The organism is Pectobacterium polonicum, assembly GCF_005497185.1.
Taxonomy (GTDB): Bacteria; Pseudomonadota; Gammaproteobacteria; order Enterobacterales; family Enterobacteriaceae; genus Pectobacterium; species Pectobacterium polonicum.
Genome location: NZ_RJTN01000005.1, coordinates 187,067 through 202,455 on the forward strand (window position 1 = coordinate 187,067; position 15,389 = coordinate 202,455).

The 15,389-nt window shown below is 52.8% G+C and carries 15 protein-coding genes; 6 read left to right on the plus strand and 9 right to left on the minus strand.

The features are described 5' to 3' along the window. Positions 1–157: 157 nt before the first annotated feature. The 5 genes from EDI29_RS08525 (at position 158) to EDI29_RS08545 (ending at position 5,550) form a co-directional block, all read left to right on the plus strand. The gene (locus EDI29_RS08525; protein ID WP_137740547.1) at positions 158–1,177 is read left to right on the plus strand and encodes an ABC transporter substrate-binding protein; all 1,020 of its coding nucleotides are present in this window, start codon (positions 158–160) and stop codon (positions 1,175–1,177) included. A 77-nt stretch (positions 1,178–1,254) separates the two neighbouring features. After that, positions 1,255–2,265 (plus strand): ABC transporter ATP-binding protein, encoded by a 1,011-nt coding sequence (locus EDI29_RS08530; RefSeq protein ID WP_137740548.1) that lies wholly within the window; start codon positions 1,255–1,257, stop codon positions 2,263–2,265. Further along, positions 2,262–3,914: an ABC transporter permease subunit gene (locus EDI29_RS08535; protein ID WP_137740549.1), complete on the plus strand. Its 1,653-nt coding sequence runs from the start codon at positions 2,262–2,264 to the stop codon at positions 3,912–3,914. The genes EDI29_RS08530 and EDI29_RS08535 overlap by 4 nt, the downstream gene beginning before the upstream one ends. Positions 3,915–3,945: 31 nt before the next feature. Then, positions 3,946–4,716 (plus strand): DeoR/GlpR family DNA-binding transcription regulator, encoded by a 771-nt coding sequence (locus tag EDI29_RS08540; RefSeq protein WP_137740550.1) that lies wholly within the window; start codon positions 3,946–3,948, stop codon positions 4,714–4,716. A 147-nt stretch (positions 4,717–4,863) separates the two neighbouring features. After that, on the plus strand, positions 4,864–5,550 hold the full coding sequence (locus EDI29_RS08545) for a glutathione S-transferase family protein (RefSeq protein ID WP_137740551.1): 687 nt from the start codon (positions 4,864–4,866) through the stop codon (positions 5,548–5,550). Between the two features lie 74 nt (positions 5,551–5,624). Here the strand turns inward: EDI29_RS08545 and pbpG are convergent, their stop codons facing one another. The 8 genes from pbpG to dusC form a co-directional block, all read right to left on the minus strand. Next, complete coding sequence (gene pbpG, locus EDI29_RS08550) at positions 5,625–6,572, minus strand: D-alanyl-D-alanine endopeptidase (protein ID WP_137740552.1); 948 nt, start codon at positions 6,570–6,572, stop codon at positions 5,625–5,627. Positions 6,573–6,704: 132 nt separating this feature from the next. Next, entirely contained in the window at positions 6,705–7,232 is a 528-nt protein-coding gene (locus EDI29_RS08555; RefSeq protein ID WP_137740553.1) for a DUF6622 family protein, read from the minus strand. 62 nt (positions 7,233–7,294) lie between these two features. Then, a complete protein-coding gene (locus tag EDI29_RS08560) occupies positions 7,295–7,651 on the minus strand; it encodes an FMN-binding protein (RefSeq protein ID WP_137740580.1) in 357 nt (118 codons plus the stop codon). A gap of 60 nt (positions 7,652–7,711) precedes the next feature. Beyond that, positions 7,712–8,254 (minus strand): class IV adenylate cyclase, encoded by a 543-nt coding sequence (gene cyaB / locus EDI29_RS08565; RefSeq protein WP_137740554.1) that lies wholly within the window; start codon positions 8,252–8,254, stop codon positions 7,712–7,714. A gap of 372 nt (positions 8,255–8,626) precedes the next feature. Further along, positions 8,627–9,175, minus strand: a complete 549-nt coding sequence (locus EDI29_RS08570) for a hypothetical protein (RefSeq protein WP_137740555.1) — start codon at positions 9,173–9,175, stop codon at positions 8,627–8,629. A gap of 16 nt (positions 9,176–9,191) precedes the next feature. Further along, complete coding sequence (gene mmuM / locus EDI29_RS08575) at positions 9,192–10,127, minus strand: homocysteine S-methyltransferase (protein ID WP_137740556.1); 936 nt, start codon at positions 10,125–10,127, stop codon at positions 9,192–9,194. Beyond that, complete coding sequence (gene mmuP / locus EDI29_RS08580) at positions 10,120–11,532, minus strand: S-methylmethionine permease (RefSeq protein ID WP_137740557.1); 1,413 nt, start codon at positions 11,530–11,532, stop codon at positions 10,120–10,122. Before mmuP ends, mmuM begins: the two co-directional genes overlap by 8 nt. 173 nt (positions 11,533–11,705) lie before the next feature. After that, complete coding sequence (dusC, locus tag EDI29_RS08585) at positions 11,706–12,638, minus strand: tRNA dihydrouridine(16) synthase DusC (protein WP_121265605.1); 933 nt, start codon at positions 12,636–12,638, stop codon at positions 11,706–11,708. A gap of 215 nt (positions 12,639–12,853) precedes the next feature. Here dusC and EDI29_RS08590 point away from each other — a divergent pair, with 215 nt between their 5' ends. Continuing rightward, positions 12,854–13,525 (plus strand): epoxyqueuosine reductase QueH, encoded by a 672-nt coding sequence (locus tag EDI29_RS08590; protein ID WP_137740558.1) that lies wholly within the window; start codon positions 12,854–12,856, stop codon positions 13,523–13,525. A 196-nt stretch (positions 13,526–13,721) separates the two neighbouring features. On the opposite strand, the gene EDI29_RS08595 is transcribed toward EDI29_RS08590, so the two are convergent. Continuing rightward, positions 13,722–15,317: an ABC transporter substrate-binding protein gene (locus EDI29_RS08595; protein WP_137740559.1), complete on the minus strand. Its 1,596-nt coding sequence runs from the start codon at positions 15,315–15,317 to the stop codon at positions 13,722–13,724. Positions 15,318–15,389: the final 72 nt, after the last annotated feature.

A 15,389-nucleotide genomic window follows, 5' to 3' on the forward strand; every position in this document is an offset into this window, starting at 1 on the left:
AATAACAAAAAACCTCATCAACTCAGAAGATGGCACGATTAGTGCTAAAACCTCATACCACTCGCCATAAACACAAAAATACACAAAGTGGCTCTGCGCCATTCGAGACGAGGGGAACACCGATGCCAACATTTTCCACAACCGTAGGGGAACATTTATGAACCGATCCTTATTTCGCCGCGTTAGTCTGCTTACTGCGTTCACCTGTGCCACGCTGGTTAACGCTGTGGCACACGCTGGCACCATCACGGTCTATACCTCGCTGGAAGAAGATGAGATCAAAGATTACGTCGCACAGGCCAAGAAAGACTTGCCCGACCTGACCATTAACGTACTACGTTTGTCCACTGGCGACCTTGGCCCACGGATTCTGGCCGAATCCAAAAATCCGCAGCATGACGTCATTTGGGGCTGGGCAGTGACCAGCGTGATGGACCCACGGCTCTCTGCATTATTGGAACCTTACGATGCCAAAGGCAGTGACAGTCTCGCAGCCACCTATCGCGCGCCGGATCACAAGTGGTTCGCAGCAACAGGTTATATGGCCGCCTTTTGCGTCAACACCGAAGCGCTAAAAGCCAAGAATCTTCCGGTGCCTGCATCCTGGCAAGATCTGACAAACCCGATCTATAAGGGGGAGATTGTGATGCCAAATCCCGTCTCGTCCGGCACCGGCTACCTGCAAATTGCCGCACTACTGCAAGCTAAAGGTGAACAAAACGGCTGGGCATTTTTGAAGTCGCTGGATGGCAATATCGCCCAGTACACCAAATCAGGCTCACGTCCGTGCAAAGCCGCACGCACGGGGGAATATGCCATCGGCGTGTCGCTGGCTTTCGCCGCGATGCAGTCAATTGAAGAAGGCTACCCCGTCAAAATGGTGATCCCAAACGATGGGGCTGGCTATGAGTTAGAAGCCTCCGCGCTGATGACCGCAGCCAAGAACAAACCGGACGCCAAACGCTTCCTTGACTGGACACTTTCCAGCCATGCCGCCGCGCTGTACACCAAATACAAAGAGATCGTGACTATTCCTGGCGTTGAACAGTCCAAAGCCGCGCAAATGGCGGGGCTGCCGGCCGATCTCACACACGTACTCTACCCCGTGGACTTTACCAAAAGCGCCAGCGATCGTGACGCCACACTGGCAACCTGGCAAAAATCCATCGGCCGGTAACGGCCTGTATTCGCAGTAAAGGCTGCCGCGCAAAATCTGTTTAGCGTCGCGGCAGCCGTCATTAAGAGGTCGCATTCATGGCACTGGTTATTCAAAATCTTCATAAAAGCTTTGACGGTTATGTCGCGCTCGATCGCATCAATTTGTCGATCGAAAATGCCGAATTTGTCTGCCTCCTTGGGCCTAGCGGCTGTGGTAAAACAACGTTGCTGCGCATCATTGCCGGGCTACTAAGCTGCGACGGGGGGAAAATCACGCTGGACGATCGCGATCTGGTTAACGTACCGGCAAGGGAAAGAGGCTTCGGCATCGTCTTTCAGTCCTACTCACTTTTCCCCCACATGACGATTGCGCAAAATATTGGTTATGGCCTCAAAATTCGCCAGACGCCTGCTGAGGAAATTACCGCACGCGTCAGCGATCTGTTGGATACCGTGCGCCTCAGCGGATTCGGTGAACGTTATCCCAACCAGCTTTCAGGAGGACAGCAGCAGCGTGTCGCTATTGCACGCGCGCTGGCGGTCAACCCTTCCCTGCTATTACTGGATGAACCGCTCTCGGCACTGGATGCGCGCGTGCGCGCCGGATTGCGTCAGGAATTACGCGATGTGCAGCAGCGGCTCGGCATTCCGACTCTGATGGTCACGCACGATCAGGAAGAAGCAATGAGCATGGCGGATAAAATCATTTGTATGCACGGTGGACGCATTATTCAGGAAGGGACACCGCACGAACTCTATACCCGCCCACGCTCGCGTTTCGTTGCCGAATTCATGGGGCACAGCAATTTGCTGTCACGCGATGTCGTCAACACATGGATGCCAGAACTCCTCCCGTCTGTGCAAGAGCCTGCGCTACCGGAAGATGCCGAATTATTTATCCGCCCAGAAAGAATTGCACTGCATAAAGCGGAAGGTGCAGAAGGACGGGTCATCAACACCAGTTTCCTCGGCAGTATCCAACGCATACAGGTGATATGGAAATCTCAGCCGCTATTAGTCGAGACCAGCAGCGCCGTGAACTGGAATCCTGGCGACCCCATTCATCTCTCGATTCGCGCAGAAGACTGCGCCTGGGTGCAAGCATGAATCAGACACATCTCCCTCCGCAAACGGTCAGCGATCGCTGGCTTTCTCGTCTGTGTCTGTGGGTTCCGCTGCTGGCGCTGCTCATGTTTTTCGGCATACCGATGCTAAGCATCGTCTGGCACAGTCTGCTGAACGATCAAAACGGTACGGTTGGATTATCAAACTATTTGGCGTTGATGGACTCACCCGGTATCTGGCGGGCGACCGCAAATAGCCTGTTACTTGGCACCGTCACCACGCTGGTCACGCTTTTGCTGGGATTTATTGTCGCCTATGGGTTGGAATGTACGGCAATGCCGGCAAAGCGTTTTATCGCCTTTTCGACCTCACTGCCGATACTTGCGCCTTCATTGGTGTTGGGATTGGGATTGATTTTTCTGCTGGGAAGAAACGGCATCATCGGCAACATTATTGGCGTGCGATTAGATATTTATGGTTTCTGGGGGCTGTTGATCGCCAACGTCCTGTACGCTCTGCCACAGGCGATTCTGATCATTCGCACCACACTGCGCCATAGCGATACGCGCCAGTATGAAGCCGCTAACGTTCTGGGTGCCTCTGACTGGCGGCAGTTTCTGGACATCACCCTCCCCGGTCTGAGATATGGCCTGCTGAGTGCGGCCTTTGTCATCTTTACCATCACGATCACCGATTTCGGCAACGCGATTGTCATCGGAGGTAACTTCTCGGTACTGGCGACCGAGATCTATAGCCAGGTCAGTGGCCAAATGAAATTCGGTATGGGGGCTGTTGTCGGGATTCTACTCCTGCTGCCTGCGGCTGCATCAATCTGGATAGAGCGCGCCACGACAAGACGGCAGAAAGCCATCGGCTCACATGCCGCTATCCCGCATGTTCCGCAACCGCTACGCACACGCGATGTGTCGTTCTATCTGGCAACCATGACTATCGCACTCATGATTGTCACCGTTATCGGCACCGTCATTATTGCCAGCATGATCCGCCTATGGCCATATCGTCTGGATCTGACGCTAAAACATTACGATATCGATCTCGCGGGAGGCTATACGCCACTGTGGACGTCAGTTTGGATCTCGGCGCTGGCGGCAGTGGTCGGCACCGCGCTGTTATTCCTGCTCACCTTCGGCATTCACCGCCAACCGGGCAAAGTTGCCAACACCGCCGTACTGCTTAGTGCATTGCCGGTTGCCGTTCCCGGCCTGGTGTTGGGGCTATCTTATGTGTTCACATTCAATACGGCCGATCTTCCCTGGGGGATGCTGTATGGATCGGCGCTGCTGGTGGCATTATGTAATTATTACCACTATCACACGCAAGGCTACACCACGATGATGATGGGGATACGCAACGTTCCGCCTGCGATGGAAGATGCCACCACCGTTCTAGGCGGCGGCGTGGTGCGTATTTTACGTGATGTCTACCTGCCAGCCATGCGCGTCACGTTGATTTCGGTCGCTATGTTTTTATTCATGCGCTCAATGGTTACACTATCAGCCGTGATTTTTTTGGTCACGCCGTCGTTGCCTTTAGGTGCCGTCACCGTGATGCGACTGGATGAAGCAGGCTTTACGTCACAGGCTGCCGCTTTTTCGACCTGTATTATGGGCATCGTGGCGGTGACCGCCTTGCTTCTGCACCTTGTAACAGAGAAGCGGCAATCATGGTAACCGGTGTCACAACATTAACGAATGGACAGCTATGTTAGAAGAAACGCGGTTACATCGCATACAGGCCCTGCTCTCAACATTAAACCGGGTGAGCACCGAGAAAATTATTCAACATCTCGGTGTTTCGCGCGAAACCGTACGACGCGATATTCTCAAGCTGGAAGCGGCAGGGGCGTTACGCCGCGTTCATGGTGGGATCGTAGCCACAACGGAAGAACCGGAACCACCGTTGTCCATTCGCAATACCGTGCGTGAAAAGGAAAAACAGGCCATTGCCCGCGCGGCAGTACAACAGCTACAGGCCGGGCAAACGCTGTTTATCGACGCAGGTAGCACCACCTCTCTGTTCGCCGACGAACTGCTTTCCATGCCGGGAATGACGGTGGTTACCAACAGTCTCACCGTCGCGCAGAAACTTACCGCAACGGAGTCTGTCGCACAACATAGCGTGATACTACTCGGTGGATACATGGGCGCCTCAGCACAGGCAACCAGCGGCGATATCACGATCAATGAACTGGAACGCTACCGCGCCGACGTGGCGATCCTCTCCCCAGTCGGGGTGGATGCGGCCTCTGGCGCAACCAGTTTTGCTCACCACGAAGCGGCCATTGCCCGATCGATGGTGCAACATGCCAGAACGCGAATGATCCTCGCAGATCATAGCAAGATTGGTATCACGAGCCGCGTGGTCTATGCCACCATGCAGGAAATCGACATGATCGTGACTGATACGCTTAGCGCAGACAAACCCGAACTCTCGTTACTCCAAAGGCATTGTCAGCAGGTTATCATCGCCTGATGAGCCGCGATGAAACACCTTTCCTGTGGTTCATCGCTGGCCTCAAACTGGGTTTGCATACTCGCCACACGGGTGGGTAAATGCAGGGTGATTTCTACCGTCTTTCGTGCTAATGCTAAGGCTTCGCTAATGCAAGGAGCCTCAGACATGTATCAGTTGTACATCGCCAACAAGAACTATTCGTCCTGGTCGTTGCGCCCGTGGGTGCTGTTGAAAACGCTGTCAATTCCTTTCGAGGAGAAGCAGGTTGTTTTTTCGCCAGGTATGGCACAGCCAGCGTTTAAGGCTTTTTCACCGACGGCAAAAGTCCCCTGTCTGATCGACGGCGAAACCACCGTCTGGGATTCATTGGCGATTACCGAGTATCTGGCTGAACAGCATTCCGCCGTCTGGCCTGCCGATGCCAAAACCCGTGCCTGGGCTCGCTGTGCCGCCGCCGAAATGCATTCCGGCTTTACCGCACTGCGCAATACCTGCGCCATGAGCTGCGGCGTGCGCGTCAAACTGAACGAGATATCCCCTGCTCTCAGCAGCGACATTGCGCGTATCTGCGAACTCTGGCAGGAAGGATTAACACGATTTGGCGGGCCGTTTTTGGCAGGGAAACAGTTTTCAGCGGTAGACGCGTTTTTTGCCCCCGTCGTTTTCCGTATCAAAACCTATCAGCTTACCGTTTCACCGGAAGCAGCCGCTTACTGTGAACACTTATTGGCATTGCCCGCAATGCAGCAATGGCTGCAAGACGCGTTAGCAGAAACCTGGCGCGAAGCCGCGCACGAGGAAGATGTAGCAAATGCAGGTGAAGTGGTAGAGGATTTTCGCACCCGCGCCTAACGCAATCGCAGGCGGTGGTTCATCAGGCCACCGTCAAAACGTCCCCTCCCAGAACACGGGAAGGGAGCAATCTCTTATTCGGTATCGATATTCGCCATACTCTGCGGTTGGCGAGAAGCCAGCGATTTTTGTTTCTTATAGCTCAATGCGGCGGCGGGCACCTCACTAACCTTACCGGTTTCAATCCACTTACGCAGGCGGTTAGCATCCGCAAAGTGCGTGTACTTACCGAATGCATCCAACACCACCAGCGCAACAGGTCGTTGATTAATGACCGTGCGCATTACCAGACAATGCCCGGCCTGATTCGTAAAACCCGTTTTGGTGAGCTGAATGCTCCAGTCCGCTTTATAGACCAGATGATTAGTATTTCTGAACGGCAGGCTATACGCCGGATGGGTGAACGTCGCCGTTTTTTCCTGTGTCGTGCTGAGCTGGCTCAGTAATGGATATTGCTTGCTGGCAATCAGGAGCTTGGTAAGATCGCGGGCGGTCGACACATTATTAATGGACAAGCCCGTCGGCTCTACATAACGCGTGTGTGCCATACCGAGTGCGCGAGCTTTGGCATTCATCGCACGGATAAACGCCTGATAGCCGCCCGGATAGTGGTGCGCCAGACTGGCAGCCGCACGGTTTTCGGATGACATCAGCGCCAGTAACAGCATGTCACGGCGGCTGATCTCACTGTTCAAACGAACACGTGAGTACACTCCTTTCATTTCTTTCGTCTGGCTGATATCCACAGAGATAATTTCATCCAGCGGCAGATTGGCATCCAGCACCACCAGCGCAGTCATCAGCTTTGTCACCGACGCGATCGGCACAACGACGTCAGGATTGCTGGAATAAAGAATATGGTTATCACTCAAATCCACCACCATCGCGCTACCAGAAGCAATTTCCTGATGCGCAGTGCCGGCGGAATACGTCGGCGCTTTCGCCACAGCCTGAGGCAACATCACAACATGGGTTGACAGGACCAACAGGCCAAAAAGAGAAAGCTTAAAATTTTTAGTCATTCTTCAATAACTTAAACAGTATTCTGTTAAATGAAAGGAATAGGCATCGGCATTATAATTTACCGCTTCTCCCCACGCACTCATGCAGCAGAAAAAGCTTTGTGACAAATTTTGACAGCCGATTATAGCAACCTACTGTTTTTTATCGTGTTGCGCCAGAGGCGGTCTTATTTTGTACATCTGGCTAAGCAAACGCAGGCTGACGCCGCTGAATATCCCGGCGGTAATCCCACTTGCCGCACCGGATAGCAGGCAGAATACGGGCTCATACGCCACAGCGGGAAACAGAGCCAACTGGACGGAAAAGTAGAAATGAGAACAAAACGTCAGCAGCATCAAGACCAGCGGCCACCACGAACCGGTGCGTTGAAAATGGCGCGATTCGGGTAGGTAAGTTCCTGACGTCTTCCCCCACGCCCATCCGATGCCCAGCCCAACGATCAACGCCAGCAGAAATCCCCCCGCTGCCTCAAGCGGGAGTCGCAACGTATGAAAAATCGCGCTGATACCCCACACCATGAAAACCATCGGCACAACTAACATCCGCACCAGCGATTGCTGTCGTGGCCGGCTGGCTTTTACACCAACATAAATCAGGTAACCCAAAATAGCCCACACCCAATAAGGCGTGTGGCGCAGAATAATCAGCTGGTTTTCCACGGCAATGTGATTCCTTTATCAACGATGCCTTTATGAGTGATGATAGCCACGTTGCTGCCCAATCACGGTGTGATTTTTGCCTGTTCTAGCGCCTGTTTCACCGCGTTAATCACGCCCTGGCTTGATAATGTGGCACCCGTTACCGCATCGACTTTGTTGATATCCTGCTTCTCAAGAAGTTCCGGCACAATTTGATCCGTCGCGCTCAGCATCATCGCCTCGGTATCGCCATGCTTGCGCACTTCAGCATTAGCGATCTTCCCATCTTTGATGCTGACCGTGACCTCAACTTCCGCCGCCTTACCCTGTGCTTTACCGATGTAGGTGCCGTCTTTATATTGCGCCACATTACTGCCATGAACGGACAAAGAAAAAGCCATCACCACCGTGGCCAGCACCGCCGGAATAGATTTTTTCATCATTTTTCCCTATGTAAATAAAACAACAAAAGCAACAATTCAATAACCAAAAAAGAACAGTCAGTTAAAACCTAATAATTGGTAATAAGATTTCGTTTCAATATTATCCAATGACAACTGAAGCCGTAATGCACACTCTATACACCGATCTCTGAGTGCTTTCAACTGAGTTTCATCATCGGTCATCACTGATATTTCGACAAAATACCCAAGCGATTCAATATAGTCGAGGGTAATATGGAAAGCATTTAAAAAATAGATGCTGCGGATTTTATGAATTTCAAACAAGGGCTGATACCCTAACGTCTGTAACATACTGTCAGTTTTTTCAAAGGATTCGACATTAACCGCTTCGCAACGATCGGCTCCAGGCCCTTTAACAATCCAAAGCTTTATCCCCGATGGCTCCATGCGACGCACCAGCATTTTGATATTTTGCTGCCGTAATCGCTTCTCTGAGTCATCGTAGTAAATATCATGTTCTTTATTTTCAAAGACGAAAGCTTCTGGGTGAAGACTAAAAAGCGTATTTCTAAAAACGGCTATATCGTCGATGCGAAATTTAAGTTCAACTTCATATTTCCCTGTGAAATGTTCAACCATGTTCTTTCCCCTCACTGGACTCCCTGAAATAACATTGACTCTCCGCCATATCGCTCAGCGCGTTATTACGCTGTCATACGGAAATTCAAGAAAATAATGATTCAGTCATCCGCAAAATAGATCATACAGGTAACATAATATGGCCAAATGGCCGTCCTCTCACCCTCCTTGATTAACACCCTACGTCCCTATCACCGCGATAATATTATCGTGTTATTACCTTACAACGCCGGAGACCCACGAACCCTTCCTACCAAGACATGCAGAAGCACGGCCATTCACCCATCATTTTCCAGAAAAAAATGCGGTCAGAATCGCACTGGACGCTGACCGCCGTTAATAGTAGCTGAGAAAGAAAAAACCGCTAGTTCTTCACGCAGCAACCGCAGGTAACAGCAAGATCAGTGCAGAATCAAAGCCGTGATGGTGCATAAACTCACGTAAAATAAGTAACCGGGCGGAAAAAGCGTTTTCTAGCGGAATCCCTTCCCAGCTAGCCGGGCTCCCCAGCATGACACGTTCCAGACGTTTAAATGTTCGTTCCATATCATCCTGCGGCAGCCGCCATCCCACTTCCTCTTCTTCTGCTCCCGAAATCTGTGCAACTGTCACCAATGCGGGGTCGAAAGAGAACAAAACGGAACCCGCCGGGATATCGTGCCGGATACGCGTCACTTCATCTTCTACCGCCATGATCGCCAATTCCATCTCATCAGGGGTCGGCGGAAGATGCTTGAAAAACGTCGCCGCGGTTTTGTCAAAACCGATGGTCAGTGGCAGAATTGCCGACGGTTGTGATGCCGTCCCACAAATGACGGTCGTCTGCTGTTCACCAATACAGAGCACCGTTACCGGAATATCCGGTGCGACACGCTGTCTGGCAAGCGCGTACCTATGCTGTAGATTCACCTCATTTTCCATCACGACATCCCCCTATTTAGTGCTGACAGCAGCGTGCAATATCGGCAATATCAGCAGGCGTGGTTCGACAGCAGCCGCCAATCAGACGTGCCCCAGCCGCCTGCCACTCGGGTAGATACGCCGTCAGCGAGCATGCGGCATCATGCGTACTGCTCCAGGTTTTGGTTACTGCATCATACTGCTCGCCGGAATTGGGATAAACCACCAAAGGCAAATTCGTCAGCGAAGACAGGTGCGTCAGCGCTGGCGTCACATTCTCCAGCGCAATACAGTTGATGCCCACGGCAACCACCTGCGAACAGGCGTTAACCCGTTCCAGCACGGTGCCTAATGGCGTACCGTCGCTGAGGTGCTCGCTGTCACGCAGCGTGAAAGAAAACCAGGCTTGCGCCTGAGGGAATTCGGTCAGTAACGCAATCAGCGCTTCTATTTCTGCAAAAGACGGCAACGTCTCGCAGGCCAACAAATCCGCTCCCGCTTCATGCAGCGCCGCCAGACGCGGGCGATGAAACGCCATCATCTCAGCCTGCGGTAACTGATAGTCGCCACGATATTCTGAACCATCCGCCAGATAAGCACCGTACGGCCCCACCGATCCCGCCACCAGCAGCACGTCAGCCTGCGGGTTGTCACGGCGATAATCATCCCGTGCCTGTGCCGCCAACTGTACGCTTTTGGCAATTAGCATCAACGACTCCGCTTCGCTATACCCACGCGCCTTAAACCCTTGCGGCGTCGCCTGATAACTGGCGGTAATCGCGCACTGCGCTCCTGCTTTGAAATAGTCTAGGTGTACCTGATAAATCAGTGCCGGATTTTCCACCAGCACTTTCGCCGACCACAGTGGGTCCGTTAAATCACAGCCGCGCGCTTCCAGTTCGGTCGCCAGCGCGCCGTCCAGCACAATCGTTGATGCCGTCGCCAGCATGTCGGTCACCGTATTTTTACGCAATATCGTCCACTCCCGTTAATCCACGCGTCTTCATTGACTGCGTGAAATAATAAGCACCGTAGCACAGCGCGACAAATGGAATTCCACACCACAGTGCAATCCGCTGGCTTGGGTCAAACGCCAGCCCGACGCAGGCCAGCAGGCAGAGCAGGAATCCCAAAATCGGTGTTATCGGGAACCAAGGCGCGCGATATTGCAGGTCGGAAAGGGGTTTCCCGGCACGGACATGATGGCGGCGAAACATATAGTGCGAGGCACAAATACTCAACCACACCGCCACCACGGCAAAGCCGGAAATCGCAGACAGCGCCACATAGACGGTATCCGGCGCGATCACGCTGGAAAACAGCGCCAGCAGCCCGCCCAGCATACTGACGGAAATGGCGAAAAGTGGAATGCCACGGCGCGTCAGGCGAGAAAAACGGCGCGGTAACGTGCCTTCGTTGGACAACGACCACAGCATACGCCCCGAGGCATACAGCCCTGAATTTGCAGCGGACAGGATCGCCGTCAAAATCACGAAATTAAAAATGTCAGCGGCGTAAGGAATACCAATCTTCTCAAACACCAGCACAAACGGGCTTTTAGCAATACCGGCCTCTTCCATCGGAATGATCGCCGCCAGCACCAGCACCGTCCCCAGAAAGAAAATCACCAGTCGCGCAACGGTGGTACGAATCGCCATCGGGACAACCTTGTGTGGATTCTCGGTTTCTCCCGCCGCGATACCGATCAATTCCGTACCGGAGAAAGCGAAGTTCACCGCCACCATTGTCATCAGAATCGGCAGACCGCCGTGTGGGAACCAGCCAGATGCGGTAATGTTCTGGAAGAACGGCGCGGGGGAGCCATCCTGCATCGGAATAAAACCAAACATCGCGCCAGCGCCGAGTACGATAAAAGCGAGAATCGTGACGACTTTAACGATAGAGAACCAAAATTCCCCTTCAGCAAAGAAGCGGGACGACACAACATTCAGCAAATAGATCAACACACAAAACAGCAGGCACCAGATCCAGACTGGCACCTGTGGAAACCAATACTGCATACAAAAACCAGCAGCGGTCAGGCTGGAACCGAGCGCGACCGTCCACGTCAGCCAATATAGCCACGCCACGGTATAGCCCGTTGCTGGACTGAGATAGCGGGACGCATACACATGGAACGCACCAGTTTCCGGCATGGCAACGGACAGTTCACCCAGACTCAACATCACCAGATACACCACCAGCGCGCCGATCAGATACGCCAATAGTGTCCCAGCCGCGCCCGTCGTGGAAATAATGTAACCCGTATTGAAAAACAGGCCAGTACCGATGACACCGCCGAGCGAAAGCATCACCAAATGGCGAGCTTTCATAGTGCGCTTAAACTGCCCTTCCGTGCCTGATGCGTGTTGTTCCATGATGACCTTTCGTTATAGACGTCTAAACTTCCAGATAGATGGAGTGTTATACCGTCAACCGATTCGTAAAGTAAAGTACAGGCCAGCGGGAGAGCGATAAGGTGCGTTAAATCTGAACAGTGTGATGAAAACACGAAGAGTAAGAAGGCAGATAATGAGGAAACGGTGAGCGCCTATGGCTCACCAATCACACGGGCGATGTCCGTTGAGGTTTTCAACGTGCGAATTTCGCTGAATAATTCGGTGGCGTCGTCATACTCTTTACGCAAATAGCCAAGCCACTGCTTGATGCGCGCAACATGATACATTCCCGTATCGCCCTGCTTTTCCAGCCGCACATATTTCTGTAGCAGCAGCATGACCTCCGGCCACGGCATACGCGGTTCGTTATACTTAATCACGCGGCTCAGATTCGGCACATTCAGCGCCCCCCGCCCCAGCATGATGGCATCGCAGCCCGTCGTCGCCATACAGTCCTGTGCGCTTTGCCAGTCCCAGATTTCGCCGTTGGCGATCACCGGAATCCGCAGGCGCTGGCGAATTTCCCCAATCGCCTGCCAGTTGATGCATTCGGCTTTATAACCGTCTTCCTTCGTGCGGCCATGCACGGCCAGTTCGCTTGCGCCCGCCTGTTGCACCGCATCGGCGATTTCAAACTGCCGAGCGCCAGAATCCCAACCCAGGCGTATTTTCACCGTGACAGGCAAATGCGCAGGCACCGCCTCACGCATGGCTTTGGCACCCTGATAAATCAGCTCGGGATCTTTTAACAACGTCGCCCCGCCCCCGCTACCGTTCACCAGCTTCGACGGGCAGCCGCAGTTAAGATCGACGCCATACGAGCCCAGTTCCACCGCCCGCGCCGCATTCTCCGCCAGCCACTGTGGGTATTGCCCCAGCAGTTGCACACGCACCAGCGTACCCGACGGCGTGCGGCTGGCATGCTGTAGCTCCGGGCAAAGTCGATAAAAGGATTTAACCGGCAGGCACTGATCCACCACGCGTAAAAACTCGGTGATGCACAGGTCATAGTCATTTACTTCAGTCAGCAGCTCTCGCACTAATGAGTCGAGAACCCCTTCCATCGGGGCAAGCAAAACACGCATAACGCTACTCAATAACTCTTCGATCGTTGATGACAGCCGTAAATAACACAGCCAAAAAAAGCAGGCAATGTTAGGGGGTATTGTACGGATAACGCAACGGGAAAGATAACGCCGGATAGGCTCAGAGGTTGCCTCTTATGGGCATATCATCAATAATTCGTTACGAATTTGTGATGCTACCGTCCTTACGGACCACAACGAAGTGGCTATTTTTTATGTCGAACGTCAAAACCGCAGAATTCAAACGTCCGCAGCTTTCACTGCCCAACAGCGCAGACAAACTGCTGCTGCACTCCTGCTGTGCGCCCTGCTCGGGTGAAGTCATGGAAGCCATCACCGCTTCTGGTATCGACTACACCATTTTCTTCTATAACCCCAACATCCATCCCCAGCGTGAATATCTGATCCGCAAAGAGGAAAACATCCGTTTCGCCGAACAGCATAACGTGCCGTTCATTGATGCAGATTACGATTCGGATAACTGGTTCGAACGCGCCAAAGGCATGGAGTGGGAACCCGAACGCGGCATTCGCTGTACCATGTGTTTTGATATGCGTTTCGAGCGCACAGCGCTGTACGCCGCAGAAAACGGCTTTAGCGTCATTTCCAGCTCACTGGGTATTTCCCGCTGGAAAAACATGCAGCAGATTAACGAATGCGGCCAGAACGCGGCGCAGAAATATCCTGGTGTCACCTACTGGGATTACAACTGGCGTAAAGGCGGCGGTTCGGCTCGCATGATCGAAATCAGCAAGCGGGAACGTTTTTATCAACAGGAGTATTGCGGCTGCATTTATTCTCTGCGCGATTCTAATAAGCATCGCAAATCACAGGGGCGCGATATTATTCGCATCGGCAAGCTGTATTACGGCGATGAAACCGAGTAACCGCATCACACAAGAGTCCGTAGAGCGGTAGTAACGGATAGATCGTAAAGACGCTGTAAATACATCCCTGTACGCTCGGATTGCGCCATCCATGGCGCAAACGCTTTACTCTTCTATTCCGTTACTACCGTTTTCGTTCAACAAATAAGTTTGTCAACGGTCTGAGCCCAGCACACAGTACCGGACTCTCAGCGTCTTATTTCTTCACGTCTACCTGATAGAAAATATGCTTACCGAACGGGTCGACTTCATACCCCGTCACTTCCTTACGGACTGGCTCAAAGATGGTGGAATGCGCAATCATGACGGCCGGAGCCTGATCGTGCATCATCTGCTGTGCCTGCTTGTACAGGGCAATACGCTGCTGGTGATCCTGTGAAGCGCGCGCTTCGATAATGATTTTATCAAACGGCGCATAACACCATTTTGCCGAGTTAGAACCGCCGTTGGCCGCCGTGCAGGTAAACAGTGGGCCGAAGAAGTTATCAGGGTCACCCGTCGCCGTTGTCCAGCCCATCAATGCCGCCTGATGTTCACCGCCTTTCACCCGCTTCAGGTATTCGCCCCACTCGAAGGTGACAATTTTCGCCTGCACACCGACTTTCGCCCAGTCGGCCTGAATCATCTCCGACATGCGGCGAGCGTTCGGGTTATACGGACGCTGCACCGGCATCGCCCACAGTTCGATGGTAGTGCCTTCCGCCAAACCCGCCTCTTTCAGTAACGCCTTCGCCTTCTCGGGATCGTAGTCATAATCCTTCAGCTCACTATCCGCGCTCCAGACACCCGGCGGCAGCAGGTTTTTCGCCGCCGTTCCGGTTCCCTGAAAAACGGCTTCGATAATCGCCGGCTTGTTAATCGCCATCGTTAACGCCTGCCGCACTTTCACATTATCCGTCGGTGCTTTCTGGGTATTGAACGACAGGAAGCCGGTGTTCAGTCCGGCCTTTTGCATCAGCACGATGTCCTTGTTCTCTTTCATGCGCGGCAGATCGGCAGGATTAGGGAACGGCATCACCTGACACTCGTTCTTTTCCAGCTTGGCGTACCGCACGGAGGCATCCGGCGTGATGGTGAAAATCAGCCGATCCAGCTTGGCCTTGCCTTCCCAATAGTCTGGAAACGCCTTAAACAGAATGCGGGAATCTTTCTGATACTGCGCTAATTCAAACGGTCCGGTGCCAATCGGCTCCATATCCACGCGCTCTGGTGTCCCGGCGTTGAGCATGGCATCGGCATATTCCGCAGAGAGAATAGACGCGAAGTACCAGGCTAAATCAGCCAGAAACGGGGCTTCCGCATGGGAGAGCGTAAAGCGCACCGTGTGCTCATCCACTTTATCGATACTCTGGATCAGCGAGCCAAAGGACAGGCTTTCAAAATTGGCATAGGTCCCTTTCGAGACGCTGTGGTAAGGATGCTGCGGATCTTTTTGCCGCATGAAGGAGAAAATAACGTCGTCAGCGGTAAAATCACGCGAAGGTTTGAAGTATTTATTGCTCTGGAATTTCACGCCTTTGCGCAAATGGAAGGTATAGATGCGCCCATCAGCGCTGATGTCCCAGCGTTCCGCCAGACTCGGCACCAGCTCCGTGGTGCCCACTTTGAAATCCACCAGACGGTTATAAATCGGCACGGCGCTGGCATCTACGCTGGTGCCGGAGGTGTAAAGCTGCGGGTTAAAGTTTTCCGGCGATCCTTCAGAGCAATACACCAACGTATTCGCCGAGGCCGCGGAGGCGACCGCCAGCGTCAACGCAGCCAGAGTCAATCGTATTCCTGCTTTTTTCATCCCAGTCCTCGCTTGTTATTTATGTTCCACCACACTGCTATAAAAATCATGACCATAAAATGACAAATAAAA